7 protein-coding genes are annotated in these 21331 nt (G+C 76.2%); 5 read left to right on the forward strand and 2 right to left on the reverse strand.

Features of this window, described 5'->3' with window-relative positions; translation table 11 throughout:
* Positions 1-51: 51 nt before the first annotated feature.
* Positions 52-729, reverse strand: coding sequence for a DUF1345 domain-containing protein (locus ACFP3U_RS06080; protein ID WP_380224165.1), 678 nt, complete (start codon positions 727-729; stop codon positions 52-54).
* Positions 730-1178: 449 nt separating this feature from the next.
* Here ACFP3U_RS06080 and ACFP3U_RS06085 point away from each other — a divergent pair, with 449 nt between their 5' ends.
* A complete protein-coding gene (locus ACFP3U_RS06085; protein ID WP_380224166.1) occupies positions 1179-2114 on the forward strand; it encodes a LuxR C-terminal-related transcriptional regulator in 936 nt (311 codons plus the stop codon).
* Positions 2115-2149: 35 nt separating this feature from the next.
* On the opposite strand, the gene ACFP3U_RS06090 is transcribed toward ACFP3U_RS06085, so the two are convergent.
* Complete coding sequence (locus ACFP3U_RS06090; RefSeq protein ID WP_380224167.1) at positions 2150-2773, reverse strand: response regulator transcription factor; 624 nt, start codon at positions 2771-2773, stop codon at positions 2150-2152.
* A 634-nt stretch (positions 2774-3407) separates the two neighbouring features.
* On the opposite strand from ACFP3U_RS06090, the gene ACFP3U_RS06095 reads away from it, so the two are divergent.
* The 4 genes from ACFP3U_RS06095 to ACFP3U_RS06110 are packed head-to-tail and all read left to right on the forward strand — an operon-like array spanning position 3408 to position 21307.
* Entirely contained in the window at positions 3408-9794 is a 6387-nt protein-coding gene (locus tag ACFP3U_RS06095; protein ID WP_380224168.1) for an SDR family NAD(P)-dependent oxidoreductase, read from the forward strand.
* Positions 9795-9799: 5 nt separating this feature from the next.
* Positions 9800-14476: a beta-ketoacyl synthase N-terminal-like domain-containing protein gene (locus ACFP3U_RS06100; RefSeq protein WP_380224169.1), complete on the forward strand. Its 4677-nt coding sequence runs from the start codon at positions 9800-9802 to the stop codon at positions 14474-14476.
* Complete coding sequence (locus ACFP3U_RS06105) at positions 14473-17925, forward strand: type I polyketide synthase (protein WP_380224170.1); 3453 nt, start codon at positions 14473-14475, stop codon at positions 17923-17925. Before ACFP3U_RS06100 ends, ACFP3U_RS06105 begins: the two co-directional genes overlap by 4 nt.
* The gene (locus tag ACFP3U_RS06110; RefSeq protein WP_380224171.1) at positions 17918-21307 is read left to right on the forward strand and encodes an amino acid adenylation domain-containing protein; all 3390 of its coding nucleotides are present in this window, start codon (positions 17918-17920) and stop codon (positions 21305-21307) included. The genes ACFP3U_RS06105 and ACFP3U_RS06110 overlap by 8 nt, the downstream gene beginning before the upstream one ends.
* Positions 21308-21331: the final 24 nt, after the last annotated feature.

Consider the following 21331-nt stretch of genomic DNA (forward strand, 5'->3'; position numbering starts at 1 on the left):
ATCTTGGACGCCCTCTGCCCTTTGGCGGGCCGGAACTTCGGATCTACTCGTCTAGCGGTCGAGGGCGGACACCAGGCTCGCCACCGTCACCGTGTTGAAGACGAAGGCGATGACCGCGTTGGCCGCCACCGTCCGCCGCATCTCCCGGGAGAGCACGTTGACGTCGGTCGTGCCGAAGGTGGCCATGACCGACACGGCGAAGTACATGTAGTCGGGCCAGGCGGCCGGCTCGGTCCCCGGGAACTCCAGGGCCCGCTCCTCCTCCACCAGGTTGTCGGCGTGGAAGGCGACGGCGAAGGAGACGAGCACGCAGACCCAGGCGTCGACGACCAGCGCCAGGGCGATCCCCACCCGGACGCCCACCGGGAGCGCCGACCCCAGATGACCGGGGCGCCAGACCAGCGACACCACCATGGCGGCCGCCGCGACGGAGATCGACACACCCGGCCCGGGGGCACTGCCGAGGACGTACCGCTGGAGGACCGTGCCGCGCTCGGTGCGCCGCGCCCAGTCGCGGATCCGCTCCGGTGAGGCAGTGGAGAAGGCGGCCACGGTGGCGATGAGGTACACCGACAGATAGGCGAACAGCACCAGCACCGCCACATCCGCGCCGGACAGCGGCGCCGGGCCCTCATGGAGCGCGAGCAGCAGGACGAGCACGGCCGCCACGACGGCCGCGACGAGCAGGCTCGCGGCCGACCGACGGCGTTCGGAGAGCCAGGAGTGCACCGGCGGGCTCCTCAGGACGGGGGCTGACGAGACGGCGGAACCGCGACGGCCCCGCGCCCCGGCGGGCGCCAGTGTAAGGCCGCCGGCGCCGCTCCCCCGGAAAGGCACGGCCGCCGACCGCGAGCCGGCGGAACGGGAGAAGCCGCCCACCCGAAACCCCCCGGCCCGTCGCACCACTCCAGCGGCCCCGGGCGACAGGTGTTCAACCTGGGCGCCCTTGACCGGTCGATTACTTCAAGTAGTGTCGCCAGCCGAGCCCCAGGGGAGGGGCTCGGGACTTCCTTGCTGCTCACGATCCGGATCTACGGCTGGAGTTCAAGGCGATGACGGCGGCGACCGGGATTGACGCTCGCTTTGCGTACCGCGTCTACCATTCACTACTTCGCACCGAGGACGGCGGCAGATGCCCGGAGGACATCGCCCGGGAGCTCGGCGCCGAGCCCGGGGAGGTGAGGGAGGCCGTGGACTGGCTGGCCGGGAACGGCCTGCTCGACCGCGACAGAGGGGTGCCGCCGGCCACACCGCAGAGCGTACTGAGACGCTTGGTCGCCGATCAGCAGGAGCGTCTGGCGGAGTTCACCCGGACGCACGACCTGATCTCCGACCTCACCGACGGCTTCTTCGCCACTCCGGCCTCCGCGGGGGAGAGTCCGGCGGTCGAGGTGGTCGAGTCAAGGGAACAACTGGGGCGGCGCCTGCGTGAGTTGCACCTCTCCAGCCGGTCCGAGGTGGCGGTGATGCTGCCGACCGCGGCCGAGCCGGAGTCGCTGCACCCGTGCATCGGCGAGGACGTCGAGCTGCTGCGCCGGGGCGTCCACTACCGGCTGGTGGCGCCGGCCTCGGCCCTGGGCAGCCCGGCCGTCGTCGAGTACGTCAACGCGCTGCAGGAGGCGGGCGCCGAGATCCGCACCGCCGAGTCGCTGCCGCTGCGGCTGGTCATCGTCGACCGGGAGAAGGTGGTCACCCGGTCGCAGGTCGAGGGGCTGCGCCGGAGCGTGGTGATCCACGGCGGGCTGCTCGCGCAGCTCTTCACCCGGGTCTTCGAGCACAGTTGGTCGACCGCGGCGCCGTACAGCCGGCGGCGGCGCGGCGGCGGTTCGGCACCGGTGCTCTCCGGCACCCACCGGCTGGTGCTGCGGATGATGGCCGCCGGGGCCACCGACAAGTCGATCGCCCGTCACCTCGGGTATTCGGACCGGACGGTGCGGCGTTTCGTCGCCGAGATCCTGCGGGTGCTGGAGACCGACAACCGGCTCACCGCGATGGTGCGCGCCACCCGCCTCGGGCTCCTCGAACACGACGGTAGGCACGACGGCAAGCATGACGGCAAGCACGACGGCAAGCAGGGTAACGAGGCCGAGGAGGTGCGGGCGGCCCACGGCTGAGTGCTCCGACGCCCCCGGGTGCGCCCCAACGGGCCCTACAGCAGGCCCCGTTCGGCGGCGATCCGGGCGGCGTCGAAGCGGTTGCGCCCGTCGAGCTTGCGCATCGCGCCCGAGGTGAGGTTGCGGACGGTGCCCGCCGCCAGGTAGAGCTCGCGGGCCACCTCCTTCACCGAAGCGCCGGTCGCGGTGAGCCGCAGGATCTCCCGCTCGCGTTCGCTCAGCACCTGCTCGGCGACGAGGGTCCGGGGGGCCGGGCCGGCGGCCGGCGGTTCGGTGTCGCCGGGCGCCGGGCGGCCGCCCGCGGCGGCGTCCCGGATGGCGTCGACCAGGCGGGGGATCTTCGTCTGCTTGGTGACGACCCCGAGCACGCCCGCCGACACGGCGCGGTCCACCAGGGTGCGGGTGGGCCGCGCCGCCATCAGGACGATCCGGCAGTCCGGTAGGCGCTTGCCCAGCTCCCGCACCAGGCGGAAGCCGCCCTGCGCGGTGCCCATGCCCAGCACGGCGACGTCCGGGCGGCGGCGCACCGCCACCGGGACGATCATCGAGCTCCGGTTCACCGCCCCGACGACCTCGAAGTCCTGCACGGAGGAGAGCACCTCGGCGATCGCGTCCAGGGGCAGCAACTGCTCGTCGGCTACCAACACACGAATGGTCATCACTAGGTCTCCCCCGAGGATCCCGTGAACGGAACTCATGGTGATCGATGCGACCGCGCCCAGTGTGTGGCGGGCCGCCCGGTCCCGTCGACGGCACCCGGCGTCCGGGTGCGGACATGTCCTCAGCAGGACCGGTGGGTCAGGGTGCGGGCGGGTCTGGGCGGGGCTACGCGGATCTGGGCGGGGCCGGGCCGGCCTGTGCGGCTCTGGGCGGTCTACGCGTGTCATTCGATGACCCCTCAACTTAACCCCCACCTGGCGCCGACCCGACGACCTCGGGCAGGGACGTGACAAGTGTCAGTAAAAGCAGGTCAAAGCCTTGTCGGCGGTGACCGGCCGGGACCACGATGCGCACTGGTGATCGACTGCCGTGCGGGGCCCGTCCGCCCCGCACGGCCCCCGACACCCGTCCGCCCCCCGACCCCCCGCCGCTCCGACGGCCGTCCACCGCGACGGGCCGTCCACCCGACGACACCCACCACCGCCAGCGCGGCACCCTCCCGCGCGGCACCTGTCTGCCCGACCCCTGCCCGCGCCCCGCCGGCCTCCCTCCCGCCGCGTGCCCCCGCACGCCCCGGGCCGGGTGCCGGCCCGGGCCCGAGCCGGCTCACCACGGATGCCCGAGGAAGAGGACATGCACACAGACCCTGTGGTCCAGGACCCGACTCAGGCGCTGGCCGTCGTCGGCATGGCGGGACGGTTCCCCGACGCCCCGGACGTCGAGAGCTTCTGGCGGCTGATGATGGAGCGGCACGACGCCGTCCGTCCCGTCCCCGCCACCCGGTGGGACGCCACCGCCCAACTCGATCCGCAGCGGGAGGTCCAGGCCGTCGGCGGGTTCCTCGACGACGTCGACCGCTTCGACGCGACCTTCTTCGGCATCTCCCCCCGCGAGGCCGAGATGCTCGACCCCCAGCAGCGGCTGATGCTGGAGGCCGCCTGGCGGGCGCTGGAGGACGCCGGGACGCCGGCCCGCGCGCTGGCCGGCAGCCGGACCGGCGTCTTCGTCGGCGCCGGCTGGCACGACTACGAGCACGTCGGCCGCAAGAGCGGCAGCGGGGTCACCCAGCACACCGCGCCCGGCTACGCGCTCGACATGATCGCCGCCCGGGTCTCGTACTTCCTCGGGCTCACCGGGCCCAGCCTGGTCGTCGAGACCGGCTGCTCCTCCGCGCTGGTCGCGGCGCACCTCGCCGCCCAGGCGCTGCGCGCCGGCGAGGTCGACGCGGCGATCATCGGCGGCGTCGCGCTGATGCTCGACCCGACCGCCTCGATCGGCCTGACGCACTTCGGCGGGCTCTCCCCCGACGGCCGCTGCAAGGCCTTCGGCGCCGGGGCGAACGGCTTCGTGCGCGGCGAGGGCGTCGGCGCCCTGTACGTGAAGACCCTCGCCCGCGCGCAGGCGGACGGGGACCGGATCCACGGCGTGATCGCCGGCACCGCGGTGAACAACGACGGCGGCGGGCAGAGCGTCGTCGCCCCCAGCCCGCTCGGCCAGGAGCGGCTGCTGCGGGACTCCTACCGGCACTGGGGCATCCCGGCGGACCGGGTCGCCTACCTGGAGGCGCACGGCACCGGCACCGCGGTCGGCGACCCGATCGAGGCCGGCGCGGTCGGCCGGGTCCTGGGGCAGGCCCGCAGCGCGGACGCGGGCCCGCTGCCGATCGGCTCGGTGAAGACCAACATCGGGCACCTGGAGGCCGCCGCCGGCATCCCCGGCCTGTTCAAGGTGCTGCTGTCGCTGCGCCACGGGGTCGTGCCGCCGAGCCTGCACTCGGCCGACCTCAACCCGGAGATCGCCTTCGACGAGCTGAACGTGACGGTGGTCCGCGAGCCGCTGCCGCTGCCGGCGGACGAGCAGGTCTTCCTCGGCGTGAGCAGCTTCGGCTGGGGCGGCACCAACGCGCACGTGGTGCTGACCGGGGCGCCGCAGCCGGCCCCTGCAACGACTGTAGCGACTCAAGCCACCGCGCGGGACGCGACGGTCCTGCTGCCGGTGTCCGCGCACTCGGAGCAGGCGCTGGCCGAGCGCGCCCGCGAGCTGCGCACGCTCCTCACCGGCGCGGCGCCCACCCCGCTGCCGGCGCTGGCCGGCACCCTGGCCTGGCAGCGCGACCAGTTCCCCGTCCGGGCCGCCCTCCTCGCCGCCGACGCCACCGAGGCTGCCGAGCAGCTGGAGCGGCTGGCCGCCGACCCGGCCGACGCCGGGGCCCGGGTCTTCACCGGGCGCGCCGCGACCAGGGGCCGGACGGCCTTCGTCTTCCCCGGCCAGGGCTCGCAGTGGCACGCCATGGGCCGCGAACTGCTCGCCGCCGAGCCGGTGTTCGCCGCCGTGATCGACCGCTGCGCCAAAGCGCTGGAGCCGTACGTCGAGTGGGACCTCGTGCGGGTCGTCTCCGGCGAGGCCGGCGAGGAGTGGCTGTCGCGGATCGACATGCTGCAGCCGACCCTGTGGGCGGTCTCGCTGGGCCTGTGCGAGCTGTGGCGGGCGTCCGGCGTCGTACCGGACGTGGTGGTCGGCCACAGCCAGGGCGAGGTCACCGCGGCCACCGCCGCGGGCATCCTCTCCTACGAGGACGGCGCGATGGTGGTCGCCCGGCGCAGCGCGATCGCCCGCCGCACCTCGGGCAAGGGCCGGATGCTGGCGGTGGACCTCTCGTTGGACGCGGCGAAGGCGGCGCTGTCCGGCTTCGAGGAGGGCGTCTCGCTGGCCGTGAACAACGGGCCGAACAGCTGCGTGCTCTCCGGCGACACCGAACTCGTGCTGGCGCTCAAGGAGTTGCTGGAGGCCGAGGGCACCTTCTGCCGGCTGGTCAACGTGGACTACGCCTCGCACAGCCCGCAGATGGACGAGCTGGAGGACGACCTGCTGGCGGCGCTGCGGTCGGTGCGTCCGGGCCCGGGCGCCGTCGAGCTGATGTCGACGGTGCGGGTGGCCCCGCTGGAGGGGCCGGAGCTGGACGCCCGGTACTGGGTGGACAACCTGCGCCGTCCGGTGATGTTCGCCGACGCGATGGAGCGGCTGTTCGACACCGGGGTGACCCATGTGGTCGAGATCAGCCCGCACCCGGTGCTCACCCCGGCGCTGGAGCAGTTGGCGGCGCAGCGGCCCGTCCCCCCGCAGGTGCTGTCGACGCTGCGGCGCGACCAGGGCTCGCCGGACACGGTGCGCGAGTCGCGGGCCCGGGCGTACGTGAGCGGTCTGGAGCCGTTCGGCGGCCTGCTGCGGGACGCCTGGGCGCCGGTGCCGCCGTACCCGTGGCAGCGCACCGTCCACTGGGTGGAGCAGGTGCGCCGGCGGGCCGGGAGCGGCGCCGGGGAGGAGCTGCGGCTGGTGCCGTCGGTGACCGAACAGGGCGCCTGGACGGGGATGTTGGAGCTGGCCCCGGCGGACATCCCGTGGGTCCGCGACCACCGGGTGTACGACGCGGTGGTGCTGCCCGGGACCGGGATGCTGGAGCTGGCGCTGCGGACGGCGCTGGCCCGCACCGGCGGCGCGCACCGCACACTCGCGGACGTCGGCCTGCACGGCCATCTGACGCTCACCGAGGAGCCGGTGACGGTGGCGCTGGGCTGGCGGGACGACGTCACGGGCGGTGGCAGCTTCACGCTCTCCTCGCTGGAGCCGGGCGGGCAGGGCTGGGTGCGGCACGCCTCGGCGCGGGTGCTGGCGGAGGACACCGCGCCGCGGGTGCCGGCCTTCCCCGAGCGGCTGCTCGGGCTGGAGGCCGCGCCGGCCGCCGAGTTCTACGCCGACTGCGCGGCGCGGGGCCTGAACTACGGTCCGGCGTTCCAGGGTGTGGTGGGGCTGCGCGGCGGGGCGGCGGAGTGCCTGGCCGAGGTGCGGCTGCCGGAGGGCTGCCTGGCCGGCGGTCACCCGCACCGGCTGCACCCGGCGCTGTGGGACGCGGCCCTGCAGGCGTCGATCCCGCTGTTCCCGGGCGAGGAGGCGGCGGTGCCGGTCGGGGTCGACCGGGTCCACCTGCACCAGGACCTCGCGGAGCCGGTCACGGCGCTCTGGTCGCACGCGGTGCGCCGGGACGGCGGCGAGATGGTCGACCTGTTCCTGTTCGACGCGCTGCGGCGGCCGGTGCTGAGCCTGCTGGGGCTGCGGATGCGGGCGCTCGCGGCCTCGGCCGATCCGGGCGCGGCGGACGCCGAGCGGATCCACCGGCTGGAGTTCCGGTCGAAGGCCGAGGCCGGGGCCGAGGACGGGACCGGCGACGGGAACGGGATCGGCGCTTGGGTGGTCTGCGCCGCCGACACGGCGGGCGGCACGGCGGCCCGAGGGCGGGCCGGCGAGCTGGCCGAGGCGCTGGGCGCGCACGGCGGCGCGGCGCTGGCCCAGGTGGCCGACGGCCCGGCGGCCGAGCGGACCGAACTCTGGGAGGAGCGGCTGGCCCCGGTCGAGGGGCTCGGCGGCGTGGTCTTCCTGGCGCCGCGCGCGGACGCCGGTCCGGCCGCCCAGCGGGCCGGCCTGCTGGCGCTGGCCGCGCTGGTGCGGGCCTGCTCCGCCCGCCCGCTGGTGCCCCGGCTGGTCGTGGTGACCGCCGACGCGCAGCTGCCGCCGTCGGCGGCCGGGACGGCCGACCCGGGCGCGGCCCAGTACTGGGGCTTCGGGCGGGTCCTGCGCCGCGAGCACCCCGAGCTGCGGCCGGTGCTGGTGGACGTCGCCGCCGAGGAGGCCGACTGGGCGGCGCGGTGCGCCGTCGAGCTGCTCACCGAGGACGGCGCGGACCAGGTGGTGCTGCGGGGCGGGGAGCGGCTGGTCGGCCGGCTGGTGCGCGGCGCGGCCGGGGCCGCGGACCACCCGGCGGACGCGGCCCGGCCGTACTGGCGGGCGGCGGCGCTGCCGCAGCCGTTCCGGCTCGCCCCGGACCGTCAGGGCAGCTGGGACGGCCTGGCGTTCCGCCCGCTGGAGCGGCGCGCACCGGGCGCCGGGGAGATCGAGCTCGCCGTCGGATCGGCGGCGCTGAACTTCATCGACGTGATGAAGGTGATGGGCACCTACCCGGACCCGTCGGCCGACGCCCGGCTGCTCGGGCTGGACGGCGTGGGTGTGGTGACCAGGACGGGCGAGGGCGTGACGCGCTTCGCCCCGGGCGACCGGGTGGTCGCCTGCACCGGCGGCGGCGCGTTCGCCACCCACTGGACGGTGCTCGCCGACCACGCGCAGCTCGTCCCGGCGGGGATGGCGGACGCCGACGCGGCGGCGTTCCCGGCGGTGACCATCACCGCCTGGTACGGGCTGCGGCACCTGGCCGCACTGGCGCCGGGCGAGACGGTGCTGATCCACTCGGCGGCGGGCGGTCTGGGGCTGGCGGCGATCGCGGTCGCGCGGCTGCTCGGCGCCGAGGTGATCGCCACGGCGGGCAGCGAGCCCAAGCGCGCCCGGCTGCGCGAGCTGGGCGTCCGGCACGTCTTCGACTCCCGGGACCTCTCCTGGGCCGACCAGGTGCGCGCGGCGACCGGCGGGCGCGGGGTGGACGTCGTCCTCAACTCGCTGACGGGCGCGGCGATCCCGCTGGGCCTGGAGGTGCTCGCCGAGGGCGGGCGGTTCGTCGAGGTCGGCAAGGCCGACATCTACGGCGGCCGGACGCTGGCCCTGGACGCGTTCCGCAAGGGCATCACGCTGGCCTCGCTGGACCTCGCCGCGGTGATCGCCCGCCGGCCTGCGCTGTTCACCCGGCTGTTCGCCGAGGTGTGGGAGCGGGTCGAGGCGGGCGAGCTGGCGCCGCTGCCGGTGCTGTCCTACCCGTTCGCGCAGGCCGCCGAGGCGCTACGGGAGATGTCGCGCGGCCGGCACATCGGCAAGTTCGTGCTGTCGGACCCGTCGACGGTCGACGCGGTGGCGCCGGAGCCGCTGCGCGACGGCCGGTTCCGGGGCGACGGCACGTACCTGATCACCGGTGGGCTCGGGGCGCTCGGCCTGTCGCTGGCGGAGTTCATGGCCGAGCGCGGGGCGGGCCGGCTGGCGCTGGTCGGCCGCTCGGCGCCGCGGGAGGACGCGGTGGCGCGGATCGAGGCGCTGCGGGCGCGCGGTGTGCGGGTGGAGACCTTCGCGGCGGACGTCACCGATCGCGCGGCGCTGCGCCGGGTGCGCGAGCAACTGCCGCCGCTGCGCGGCGTGGTGCACGCGGCCGGTCTGCTGGACGACGCCACCGTCCTCAATCTGACGGAGGACCAGCTGCACCGGGTGCTGGCGCCCAAGGTGGACGGCGCGGTCCATCTGGACGCGGTGACCGAGGGCGACCCGCTGGACTTCTTCCTGCTGTTCTCCTCGGCGGCGGCGCTGTTCGGCAACGCCGGCCAGGCGGCGTACGCGGCGGGCAACGCCTTCCTGGACGCGCTGGCGGTCGCCCGGCGGCGGCGCGGGCTGCCCGCGCTGAGCGTGCAGTGGGGGCCGTTCAGCGATGTCGGCCTGGCCGCCGCGGAGGACAACCGCGGGGCCCGGCTCGCCGAGCGCGGCATGGCCGGGTTCTCCACCGGCGAGGCGTGGCGGGCGCTGGAGGGCTTCCTCGGCGGCGACGAGCCGGTGGTCGCCTATGTGCCGATCGACCTGCGGCAGTACCTGGAGGCGTACCCGGACACCGCGACGCTGGACAGCTGGAGCGCGCTGCGCGAGCTGGCCAAGCACGGCGGGGGCGGCAGCAGCGCGGGCGCGGCCTTCCTCGCCGAGCTGCGCGAGGCGCCCCGGGAGCGGTGGCCCGAGCTGCTGGAGGCCAAGGTGCAGGAGCTGGCCGGGCGGGTGCTGCGGCTGGACGCCGGGGCGATCGACCGGGACACGCCGTTCAAGTCGCTGGGGCTGGACTCGCTGATGGGCCTGGAGCTGCGCAACCGGCTGGAGGCGGCGTTCGGGCTGCGGCTGTCGCCGACCCTGCTGTGGACGTACGGCACGCCGCGGGCGCTCTCCGCGGTGCTGGCGGAGCGGCTGCTCGGTGACCCGGCGGCGGGCGAGGAGGCTGCTCCAGGAGCTACCGACGAGCGCGCCGAGGCCGCCGCCACGGACGGCGAGGGCTGAGCGCCATGACGGAGCAGACCCCCGCCCCCGCGCCCACCCCGCTCACCCGGGCGCTCGACACCGTCCGCAAGCTGCGGGCGCAACTGGACGCCGCGAGCGGCACCGGCCCACTGGCCGTGGTCGGCATCGGCCTGCGGCTGCCCGGCGGCATCACCGACCTGGACGGCTACTGGGCCGCGCTGGCCGAGGGCCGCGACCTGGTGGGCCCGCTGCCCGCCGGGCGGCGCGGGCCGTTCGCCGCCGAGTGGGAGCGGCTGCCGCACACCGGCGGGTTCCTGGACGAGGTGATGGACTTCGACGCGGAGTTCTTCGGCATGGGCGCCGCCGAGACCCGGGGCGTCGACCCGCAGCAGCGGCTGCTGCTGGAGGTCGCCTGGGAGGCCCTGGAGAACGCCGCGCTCCCGCCGGACCGGCTGGACGCGGCCCGCACCGGGCTGTTCGTCGGGATCACCGGGCAGGAGTACTGGGACTGGCACCGCGGCGAGCCGGACACCCACTGGGCCGGCGGCAACGGCCACTGCTTCACGGTGGGCCGCGTCGCGTACGCGCTGGGGCTGGCCGGCCCCGCCATCACGGTGGACACCGCCTGCTCCTCCTCCCTGGTGTCGGTCCATCTGGCGCGCCAGGCGCTGGCCCGCCGGGAGTGCGACGTGGCGCTCGCCGGCGGGGTGAACCTGGTGCTCTCGCCCCGGGCGACCCGGCTGCACCAGCTGGCGGGCACCCTGTCGCCGGACGGGCGGTGCCGGCCCTTCGACGCCCGGGCGAACGGTTTCACCCGGGGCGAGGGTTGCGGCGTCCTGGTGCTCAAGCGCCTGGAGGACGCCCGGCGCGACGGCGACCGGGTGCACGCGGTGGTGCACGGCTCGGCGGTGAACCAGACCGGCCGCTCGACCGGCTTCACCGCGCCCAACGTGCTGTCGGAGGTCGCGCTGATCGAGGCGGCGCTGGCGGACGCCGGGCTCGCCGCCGCCGACATCGGCCTGGTGGAGGCGCACGGGACGGGCACCTCGCTCGGGGACGCCATCGAGATGGAGGCGATCGCCGCCGCGCTGGGCCGCCGCAACGGCGGGGCCGAGCTGACCGTCGGCTCGGTCAAGGCCAACCTGGGGCACCCGGAGTCCGCGGCCGGGGTGATCGCCCTGGTGAAGGCGGTGCTGTGCCTGCGGCGGCGCGAGGTGCCGCCGCTGGTCAACTTCGCCACCCTCAACCCGCTGATCGACCTGGACGGCACCGGCATCACCCTGCCGACGGCGCTGCGGCCCTGGCCGGAGCGGGCCGGGCGGCACGCGGCGGTGAGCGCCTTCGGCATGGGCGGGACCAACGCCCAGGTGATCCTCGGCGCGGCCGAGGAGGACGCCGCGCCGGCCGCCGGGGCCGCCCCGGTCGAGGGCTTCGAGCTCTCCGCGCGGACCCCGGAGGCGGTCCGCGCGCTGGCCGGCGCCTTCCACGGCCGGCTCGCCGGGCTGCCGGACGACAGCTACCCGGCGTTCGCGTACACGGCGGGCGCCGGGCGCGCCCGGCACCGCTGGCGGGCGCGGATCACCGCCGCCGACCGGGCCGCCGCGCTGCGGGCGCTGCACGGGCTCGCCGAGGGCGGTACGCCGTCCGGTGTGGTGCTCGCCGAGCGGGAGAGCGGCCGGGACGACCCGGACGGCGGGTCGGTGGCGCTGCCCCGGGCCGTCCTCGACCTGCCGAACTACCCCTGGCAGCGCCGCCGTTACGCCCCCGAGCCGGCACCCGCCGCCGAGCCGGTCACCGCTCCTCCGGTCCCCGCCGAGACCGTCACCGCCGACGGGCGCGCCCTGTTCGCCCTGGAGTGGGCGGCCGCCGGGGACGGCGCGGGCGCGGCGATGACCGGCGCACCCGGCCGGTGGCTGCTGTTCGCCGACCGCGCCGGCACGGCCGCGGCCCTGGGCGCCGAACTCCTCGCCCGGCGCGGCAGCTGGGTGACCGTCACCGCGGGCAGCCACTCCCGGCGGCTGGACCCGCTGCGGTACGAGCTGGACCCGCGCCGGCCCGAGGATCTCACCACCCTGCTCAAGGAGTTGCGCGCGGCCGGCGACGAACCGTGGGCCGGCGTCCTGTACGCCTGGGGCCTGGACGCCGCCACCGGTCCGGCGGCGCCGGACGGGCCGGGGCCGTTCCCGCTGACCCAGGAGCGGGAGGCCGCCGTCCACCCGGCCGCGCGGCTGGTCCGGGAGCTGGCCGACGAGGGCCTGCCCGGTGCCCCGCGCCTGGTACTGCTGACCCGGGGCGCGCAGCGGGTGACCGAACGGGACGGGGCGCCCGACCCGGTCCAGGCCCTGCTGCGGGGCACGGCCGGGGCCGCGCACGGCATGCCCCGCCCGCTGGTCGTCGACCTCGACCCCGACCCGGCCAGGGACGACGCCGGTCGGCTGCTGGACGTGCTGCTGCGCCCGGCCGGGGAGCCGTCGGCCGCCCTGCGCGGACGGGTCAGGTACGCCCCCGTCCGGGTGCCGCAGGACTCCGCCGACGGCACCGAACCCGCGTGGCAGCGGCGGCCGTTCGACCCGGAGCTGGACACCAACCAGCGGATCCTGGCGGTCCGGCCCGGCCTCCTGGAGAGCCTGACGCCGACCCGCTGGGAGCGGACCGCGCCCGGCCCGGGCCAGGTCGAGATCGAGGTCGCGGCGGCCGGGCTGAACTTCAGCGACGTACTCAAGGCGATGGGCGCCTACCCCGGCGCGGCCGGGACGGTCCCGCTCGGGGTCGAGTGCGCGGGCCGGGTGAGCGCGGTCGGCGCGGACGTCGAGCGCTTCAAGGTCGGCGACCGGGTGATGGCGGTGGTGCCGTCCGCGCTCGCGGCGTACGCCACCACCGAGGCGCACCTGGTGGCGCCGTGCCCGGCGGCGCTCGACGAGGAGCAGGCGGCGGCCGTGCCGGTCGCCTTCCTCACCGCCGTGTACGGGCTCGGCCACCTGGCCCGGCTGGGCGCGGGCGAGACGGTGCTGATCCACTCGGCGAGCGGCGGCGTGGGCCTGGCCGCGCTGGCGGTGGCCCGCCGCTGCGGGGCGCGGGTGTTCGCCACCGCCGGGACGTCCGAGAAGCGCCGCTTCCTGCGCGAACTCGGCGGTGTGGAACGGGTGATGGACTCCCGCTCGGTCGGCTTCGCCGAGGAGGTCGCGGCGGCCACCGACGGGCGCGGGGTCGACGTGGTGCTCAACTCGCTGACCGGGGAGGCGCTGCGCGCCGGACTGGCGCTGCTGGCGCCGGGCGGCCGGTTCGTCGAGCTGGGCAAGCGCGACATCCACGACGACAACCCGATCGGCCTCGGCCACCTCAAGGGGAACCGCGCGCTGTTCGCCGTCGACCTGGACCACACCTTCCACGCCCGGCCGGCGCTGCTGGCCGAGCTGTTCGAGGAGGTGGTGCGGGGCTTCGACAGCGGGGAGTTCGGGCCGCTGCCGGTCACCGTCCGCCCGTTCGCCGAGGCCCGGGAGGCCTTCGCCACCATGGCGCAGGCCCGGCACATCGGCAAACTGGTGCTGCGGCCGGAGCCGGCGCCGGAGCTCGCGGTGCCGCCGACCAGGTCGGTCGTCCGACCGCAGGCCGGCTACCTGGTCACCGGGGGCACCACGCCGGCCGCCCTGGCGGCGGCCCGCCGGCTGGCGGACCTGGGCGCCCGCCGGATCACCCTGCTCCGCTCCCCCGGGGCCGCCCCCGACGCCGCGGCGGAGCAGGCGGTGGCCGAACTGCGCGCCCGGGGCGTCGAGGTGGCGCTCCCGGTCGCGGACCTGACCGGCGCCGGGGAGCCGACCGCCCCGCAGGCCGGGCTCGACACCCTTGCGGCGCCCCTGGCCGGGGTGGTGCACCTCGCGTCCGCGCCGGACGACGGCGCGCCGGGGACGGCCGAGGAGGAGGACGACCCGCTGGGCGCCACCGCCGCCCGGGCCGCCGAGGCCTGGCGGCTCCATCTCGCCACCGCCGGCCGGACCCTGGACTTCCTCGTGCTGTCCGACCCGGCCACCGCACCCGGCCGGGACACCGCGCTCGGCGCCTGCCTGGACGCGCTCGCCGAGCACCGCCGGGCGCTCGGACTGCCCGCGCTGAGCGTGGACGGCGCGGGCCTGGCGTCCCTCGGCCGGCTGCTCGGCAGCCCGGCGGCGATCGTCCGCTCGACGGCCGGCGCCGGCTCCCCGGCCGAAGAGTCCGACGGCGGGGAGGCGATCCGGCGGCAACTACTGGCGGTCGAGCCGGGACGGCGCCGCCGGGCCCTGCTCGTCCGGCACTGCCGGGAGCTGGCCGCCGTGGTGCTCGACGGGCCCGGCGGCGCGGACGCGGCGGCGGTCGACAGCGCGGCGCCGCTGGCCAGTCTCGGCTTCGACTCGATGCGCACGCTGGAGCTGCGCTCGCGGCTGGAGCTGTCGCTGGGGGTGCCGCTGCCCGCCACGCTGGGGTGGCAGTACCCGACGCTGGACTCGCTGGTGCCGTTCCTCGCCGAGCGGATGGGCGTCCCGCTGGAGGCCGCCGCAGCCGCGAAAACGACCGAGACCACGACCGGGTCCACCGACGTCTTCGAACCAACCGAAGACCGCCACGACCGCCATCACCTCGACGACCTCGACGGACTCTCGGAGCGCGACCTGGAGGCCCTCCTCCTCGCCCGGACCGAGCAGTTCGACGCCAGTGCCGATCCGACCGACCGGGGGCAGGGACGATGACCACGCGCGAGGACACCACCCGGGGCGACACCCCCGAGGAGCGCTCCGGCTCGATGACCGCGATGAAGCGCGCCTATCTGACGATGGAGCGGATGCAGCGCCGGATCGACGAGCACGAGCGGGCCCGCTCCGAGCCGATCGCCATCGTCGGCGTCGGCTGCCGCTTCCCCGGCGGGGTCACCGACCCGGACTCCTACTGGGAGCTGCTGACCGCCGGCACCGACACCATCGGCGAGATCCCGGCCGACCGCTGGGACGTCGACGCCTTCTACGACGAGCAGCCGCGCACCCCCGGCAGGCACAGCACCCGGTGGGGCGGCTTCCTGGACCGGATCGACCGCTTCGACCACGAGTTCTTCGGCATCTCCCGCCGCGAGGCGGTGTCCATGGACCCGCAGCAGCGGCTGGTGCTGGAGGTCGCCTGGGAGGCGCTGGAGGACGCCGGGCAGGCGCCGCACGCGCTGGCCGGCAGCCGGACCGGGGTGTTCCTGGGCATCTGCAGCAACGACTACGCCGGACTGCTGTTCCGCGAGCCGCAGGACATCACCGCCCACGCGAGCACCGGTGTCGCGCACAGCATCGCCAGCGGCCGGCTCTCCTACCTGCTGGACCTCCGCGGGCCGAGTGTCTCGGTGGACACCGCCTGCTCCTCCTCGCTGGTCGCCGTGCACCAGGCGTGCCAGAACCTGCGGCTCGGCGAGTGCGACCTGGCGATGGCCGGCGGCGTCAACGCGGTGGTCTCCCCCGACGCGGCGATCTCCTTCTCGCAGTTCCCGGAGATGCTCGCCGACGACGGCCGCTGCAAGACCTTCGACGCCTCGGCGAACGGCTTCGTCCGCAGCGAGGGCTGCGGCGTGGTGGTGCTCAAGCGGCTGTCGGACGCGCGGCGCGACGGCGACCGGGTGCTCGCGGTGATCCGCGGCTCGGCCGTCAACCAGGACGGCCGCAGCTCGGGCCTGACCGCGCCCAACGGCGCCGCGCAGCGCGAGGTGTTCCGCCGTGCGCTGGCCGCCGCCGGGGTCGGCCCGGAGCGGATCGGCTACATCGAGACGCACGGCGCCGGCACCAAGCTGGGCGACCCGATCGAGGTGGCCGCGCTGGCCGAGGTCTACGGCCGGCCGGAGGGCGCGCCGCTGCACCTCGGCGCGGTGAAGACCAACCTCGGCCACCTGGAGGCGGCGGCCGGGATCGCCGGGCTGATCAAGGCCGCGCTCTGCGTCGACCGCGGCCAGATCCCGCCCAACCTTCACTTCGGCGAGCTCAACCCGCACATCTCCTTCGACGGGACCACCTTCGCCGTGCCGACCGCGCTCACCCCGTGGCCGGCCGACGGGGCCCGGCGGCTGGCCGGGGTGAGCAGCTTCGGCTTCAGCGGCACCAACGCGCACCTGATCGTCGAGCAGGCGCCGGAGCGCCCGGCCGCCGCGCCTGCCTCCGCGCCGGACGACGGGCCGGACGCCGCGCCTGCCGCCGTGCCGGACGCCGCGCCGGACGACGACCGCCCGCTGTCGGTGCTCGCCCTGTCGGCGAAGAGCGGCAGCGCCCTGCTGAAGCTCGCCCGGCGCTACCAGGACCGGTTGGCGACGGCCGGGCCGGAATCCGCCGCCGACCTGTGCTTCTCCGCGAACACCGGCCGCTCGCACTTCCCGCACCGGCTCGCCGCCGTGGGCGCCTCCGCCGGGGAACTCGCCCAGCGGCTGGCGGACTTCGTCCGGGACGACCCCGGCGAGGGGCTGCTGCTGGGCCGGCCGGAGGGGGCCGCGGCGCCCGGGCCCGGTTCGGCGGCCGAGCCGGTCTTCCTCTTCACCGGCCAGGGGCCGCAACGCGCGGGCATGGCCCGGCAGTTGTACGAGACGCAGCCGGCCTTCCGGCGCACCCTGGACGCCTGCGACGAGATCCTCCGGGACGTCCTGCCGGCGCCGCTGCTCTCCGCCCTGTACCCGGCCTCGGCGGCGGACGGCGAGCTGATCAACACCATGGAGTTCGCCCAACCCGGCCTGTTCGCCGTGGAGTACGCGCTGGCCGGGCTCTGGCGCTCGTGGGGCGTGGAGCCGGCCGCCGTCATCGGCCACAGCCTCGGCGAGTACACCGCCGCCTGCTTCGCGGGCGCGCTGTCGCTGGAGGACGGCCTGCGGCTGGTCGCCGAACGCGGCCGACTGCTGCAGCGGCTCGCCGAGTCCGGCGCGATGGCGGCGATCTCCGCCCCGGCGGAGGAGGTCGCCGACGAACTCGCCCGCTACGACGCCGCACTGGTCGCGGTCGCCGCCGTCAACGGCCCGGCCAACACCACCGTCTCGGGCGTCCGGGAGGTCGTCGACGCGGTCTGCGAGGCCTTCACCGCGCGCGGCGCCGAGGTGCGGCGGCTGCGGATCTCCACCTCCTCGCACTCCCCGCTGGTCGAGCCGGTGCTGGAACCGCTGCGCACCGCCCTGGAGAAGGTCCCGTTCGGCGCGCCCGCGATCCCGCTGCTGTCCAACCTGACCGGCGCGCTCTGGCCGTGGGACCGGCCGCTGGACACCGACTACTGGCTGCGGCACGCCCGGCAGCCGGTGCTGTTCGCCGACGGGGTGCGGGCGCTGTACGGGCTCGGGTACCGCACCTTCCTGGAGGTCGGCCCGGCGCCGACCCTGCTGGGCCTGGTCCGCGAGGTGCTGACCGGCGACGACGTGCTGACGCTGCCCAGCCTGCGGCCGAAGTACGACGACTGGGAGGTCCTGCTGGGCAGTCTCGGCCGGCTGTACGTCGAGGGCGCCGAGGTCGACTGGGCCGGGTTCGACCGGGACCACGCCCGCGCCCGGACGCCGCTGCCGCACTACCCGTTCGCCGCCACCCGCTGCTGGCACGAGCCGAGCGGCGACAGGGGCACCGCGCCGGCGGCCGTCCGACGGCCACCGCAGCGGGCTTCCCTGGCCACCGCGCGCGCCGAACGGGCCGAGCGGGCCGAGCGCGCCGAACGGGCCGCGCCCACCCGTACGGCGCCGGTACGGCAGCTGCCCGGCGCACCGGGCCGGGCAGCGGCGAGCGCGCTGCCGACCGCCGAGGACCTGTTGGCACTGCCCACCGAGCGGCGGGTCGAGGCCCTGGTCACCGGGCTGGCGGCCGGTGTGCGGACGGCCCTGGGGTCGCGCGCCTCCGCCGTCGACGCCGACGCGCCGCTGTCGGGGCTCGGGCTGGACTCGCTGATGGCCGTGGAGCTGCGCAACGAGATCCAGGGCCGGCTCGGGGTCAAGGTGACCGTCGCCGACTTCCTCAAGGGCGCGACGGTCCACAGCCTGGCCGTCCAGGTGGTGGAGGGGCTGGCGGCGGCCGGCGAGGAGGGCACGGCGATCCGCCGGGTGACCCGCTCGACGGACCGCGCCGCCGACATCGCACCCGACATCGACGGCACCGCCGAGCTGCTCGCCCTCCTGGAGCAGGTCACCGAGGAGTCGGAGCCGGTCGATGACTGACCTCGAACAGCGCCTCGCCGCGCTGACCCCGCAGCAGCGGGCGCGGCTGGACCAGCTGCTCGCCGAGCGGCGGCTCACGGACAGCGCCACCACCCCGGACGGCGCCGCCGAGGACGTCTTCCCGCTCTCGGTGTTCCAGCAGGGCATGTGGTTCCTGGAGCAGGTCCGGCCGGCGAACCCGGCGTACGTGGTGCCGGGCGCGGTGCGGGTGCGCGGCCCGGTGGACGCGCGGGTGCTGCGCGCGGCGCTGCGCGAGGTGGTCCGCCGGCACGAGGCGCTGCGCACCACCTTCGCCCTGCGCGACGGCCGCCCGGTCCAGCTGGTGCACCCGGCACCGGCCTCGGACCGTCCCGACCCGTCCGACCTGCCCGAGATCGACCTGCGCCACGCCGCCCTCACCCCCGCCGAGCTGGACGAGCGGATCGTGGCGGCCGCGATCGGCGAGCCCTTCGACCTGGAGACCGGTCCGCCGCTGCGCCTGACGCTGCTGCGCACCGCCGAGGACGAGTCGGTGCTGGTGCTGGCGCTGCACCACCTGGTTTCGGACCGCTGGTCGTTCTGGGTGCTGCTGTCCGAACTCGCCGCACTGTACGAGGCGTTCGCCGCCGGCCGGCCCTCGCCGCTGCCGGAGCTGCCGGTCCAGTACGCCGACTTCGCGGTCTGGCAGCGCGAGCAGCACGAACAGGGCCGCTGGGCCGGACAGTTGGCGTACTGGCGGGAGCGGCTGGCCGGGGCGCCGGCCGCCCTGGAGCTGCCGACGGACCGGCCGCGGCCCGCCGTCCAGGGCTTCAACGGCGGCGCGCTGCCGTTCGAGCTGCCCGAACCGCTGATGCGGGAGCTGTCCGCCCTCGCCCACCGGCGTGGCGCGACCACCTACATGGCGCTGCTGGCCGTCTTCACCGTGCTGCTGTCCCGGTACAGCCGCCAGCGGGACGTGCTGGTGGGCGTGCCGACGGCCGTCCGCGACCGGCCCGAACTGGAGCCGCTGATCGGGTACTTCGTCAACACCCTGCCGATCCGTACCGAGCTGGACGGGGAGCCGTCCTTCACCGAGGTGCTGGACCGGGTGAAGGACGCCTGCCTGGGCGCCTACGAGCACCAGGAGGTGCCGTTCGAGCTGGTGGTCGGCGAGCTGAACACGGCGCGCGACCTCAGCCGGCCGCCGGTGTACCAGGTGAGCTTCGCCTACGGCCGGGAGGCGGTGCCGGACCTCACGCTGGGCGGCGCGCGGCTGGAGCAGGTGCTGGTGCGCAGCGGCGGCGCGCGGTTCGACCTGGAGCTCCAGGCCTTCGACCGGGACGGCGGGCTGAGCGGCTGGTTCGAGTACGACCGCGACCTGTTCGAGGAGTCCACCGTCGCCCGGCTGGCGGCCCACTTCCGCCGGCTGGCCGAGCAGGTGGTGGCGGCGCCGGAGCGGCCGGTGGAGGAGTTGGAGCTGCTGACGGAGGCCGAACGCCACCGGGTGCTGGTGGAGTTCAACGCCACCGCGCGGGAGTGGCCGGCCGGGGCCGGCTGGATCCACCGGGCCTTCGAGGAGCGGGCCCGGCTGCACCCGGAGGCGACGGCGCTGCGGTTCGAGGGCCGTCCGGTGGGCTACGGCGAGCTGGACCGGCGGGCCAACCGGCTCGCCCACCGGCTGCGCCGGCTCGGCGTCGGCCGGGACGTGGTGGTGGGCGTCGGCATGGAGCGCGCGCCGGAGCTGGTGGTGGCGCTGCTGGCGGTGCTGAAGGCGGGCGGCGCGTACCTGCCGCTGGACCCGGAGCTGCCGGCGGCCCGGCTGGAGCACATGGCGCGGGACGCCGGGGTGCCGGTGCTGCTCACCCAGCGCCGGGTGCTCGGGCGGCTGCCGGCGGTCGAGGCCGAGGTGCTCTGCGTGGAGGAGTTCGAGGCCGCGCCGGGCGAGGAGCCGGACACCGATCCGGGGGTCGCGGTGGACGGCGAGGACCTCGCCTACGTCATCTACACCTCCGGCTCGACCGGCACCCCCAAGGGCGTCATGAACGTGCACGCGGCGATCCGCAACCGGCTGCTGTGGATGCAGGACGCCTACCCGCTGAACGCCACCGACCGGGTGCTGCAGAAGACGCCGTTCTCCTTCGACGTGTCGGTGTGGGAGTTCTTCTGGCCGCTGGCGGCCGGGGCGACCCTGGTGCTGGCCCGCCCGGAGGGCCACCGGGACCTCGGCTACCTGGCCCGGACGATCCGCGCGGAGGCCGTGACGACGGTGCACTTCGTGCCGTCCGTGCTCCAGGCCTTCCTCCGGGAGCCGGTGGAGGAGTGCACCAGCCTGCGCCGGGTGGTGTGCAGCGGCGAGGCGCTGCCGCGCGACCTCCAGGACCGGTTCCTGGCCCGCTCGGGGGCCCGGCTGTACAACCTGTACGGCCCGACCGAGGCGGCGGTCGACGTCACCCACTGGACGTGCCGCCCGGACGCCGACCCCCGGCGGCCGGTGCCGATCGGCCGGCCGATCGCCAACACCCGGATCCATGTGCTGGACACAGGCCTGCGGCCGGTGCCGATCGGGGTGCCGGGGGAGCTGCACATCGGCGGCCGGGGCCTGGCCCGCGGCTACCTGAACCGGCCCGAGCTGACCGCCGAGCGCTTCGTGCGGGACCCGTTCGACCCGGACCCGGCGGCGCGGCTGTACCGGACCGGGGACCTCGCGCGGTTCCGCGAGGACGGCGCGGTGGAGTACCTGGGCCGGCTGGACCACCAGGTGAAGCTGCGCGGCCTGCGGATCGAGCTCGGCGAGATCGAGGCCGTGCTGGCCGAGCACCCCGGGGTGCGCGAGGCGGTGGTGACGGCCCGTCCGCACCGGGCCGGGGACGTCCGGCTGGTCGCCTATCTGACGGCGGCCGACGGCGCCGGGGCCCCGCCCCGGCCCGCCGAGCTGGCCGTCCATCTGCGCGGCCGGCTGCCCGGGTACATGGTGCCCGGGGTGTTCGAGGTGCTGGACGCGCTGCCGCTCACCCCGAGCGGCAAGGTGGACCGCAACGCGCTGCCCGAGCCCAGCGACGGCCGGCCGGAGGCGGGCGCGCCGTTCACCGCGCCCGGGGCGGGCCTGGAGCGGTCGCTGGCCGGGCTGTGGCGGACGGTGCTGGGGATCGAGCGGGTCGGCGCCCACGACAACTTCTTCGACCTCGGCGGGCACTCGCTGCTGATGGCCGAGCTGCGGTCGCTGCTCGCGGCGGACCTCGGGCACCGGGTGTCGATGGTCGAGCTGTTCCAGCACCCCACGGTGGCCTCGCTGGCCGCCCATCTGAGCCGGCCCGAGGGGGACCCGTCCGCGGCCCCCGGGTCGGACGCGCGCGAGCGCGCGGAGAACCGACGCCGGGCCGGTGCCCGGCGGCAACAGGCGGCCGTGCGCCGTGCCCGTTCCTGAGAGCGCGACAGAGCGCGATGTGAG

Source organism: Kitasatospora misakiensis (assembly GCF_042656005.1).
Taxonomy (GTDB): Bacteria; Actinomycetota; Actinomycetes; order Streptomycetales; family Streptomycetaceae; genus Kitasatospora; species Kitasatospora misakiensis.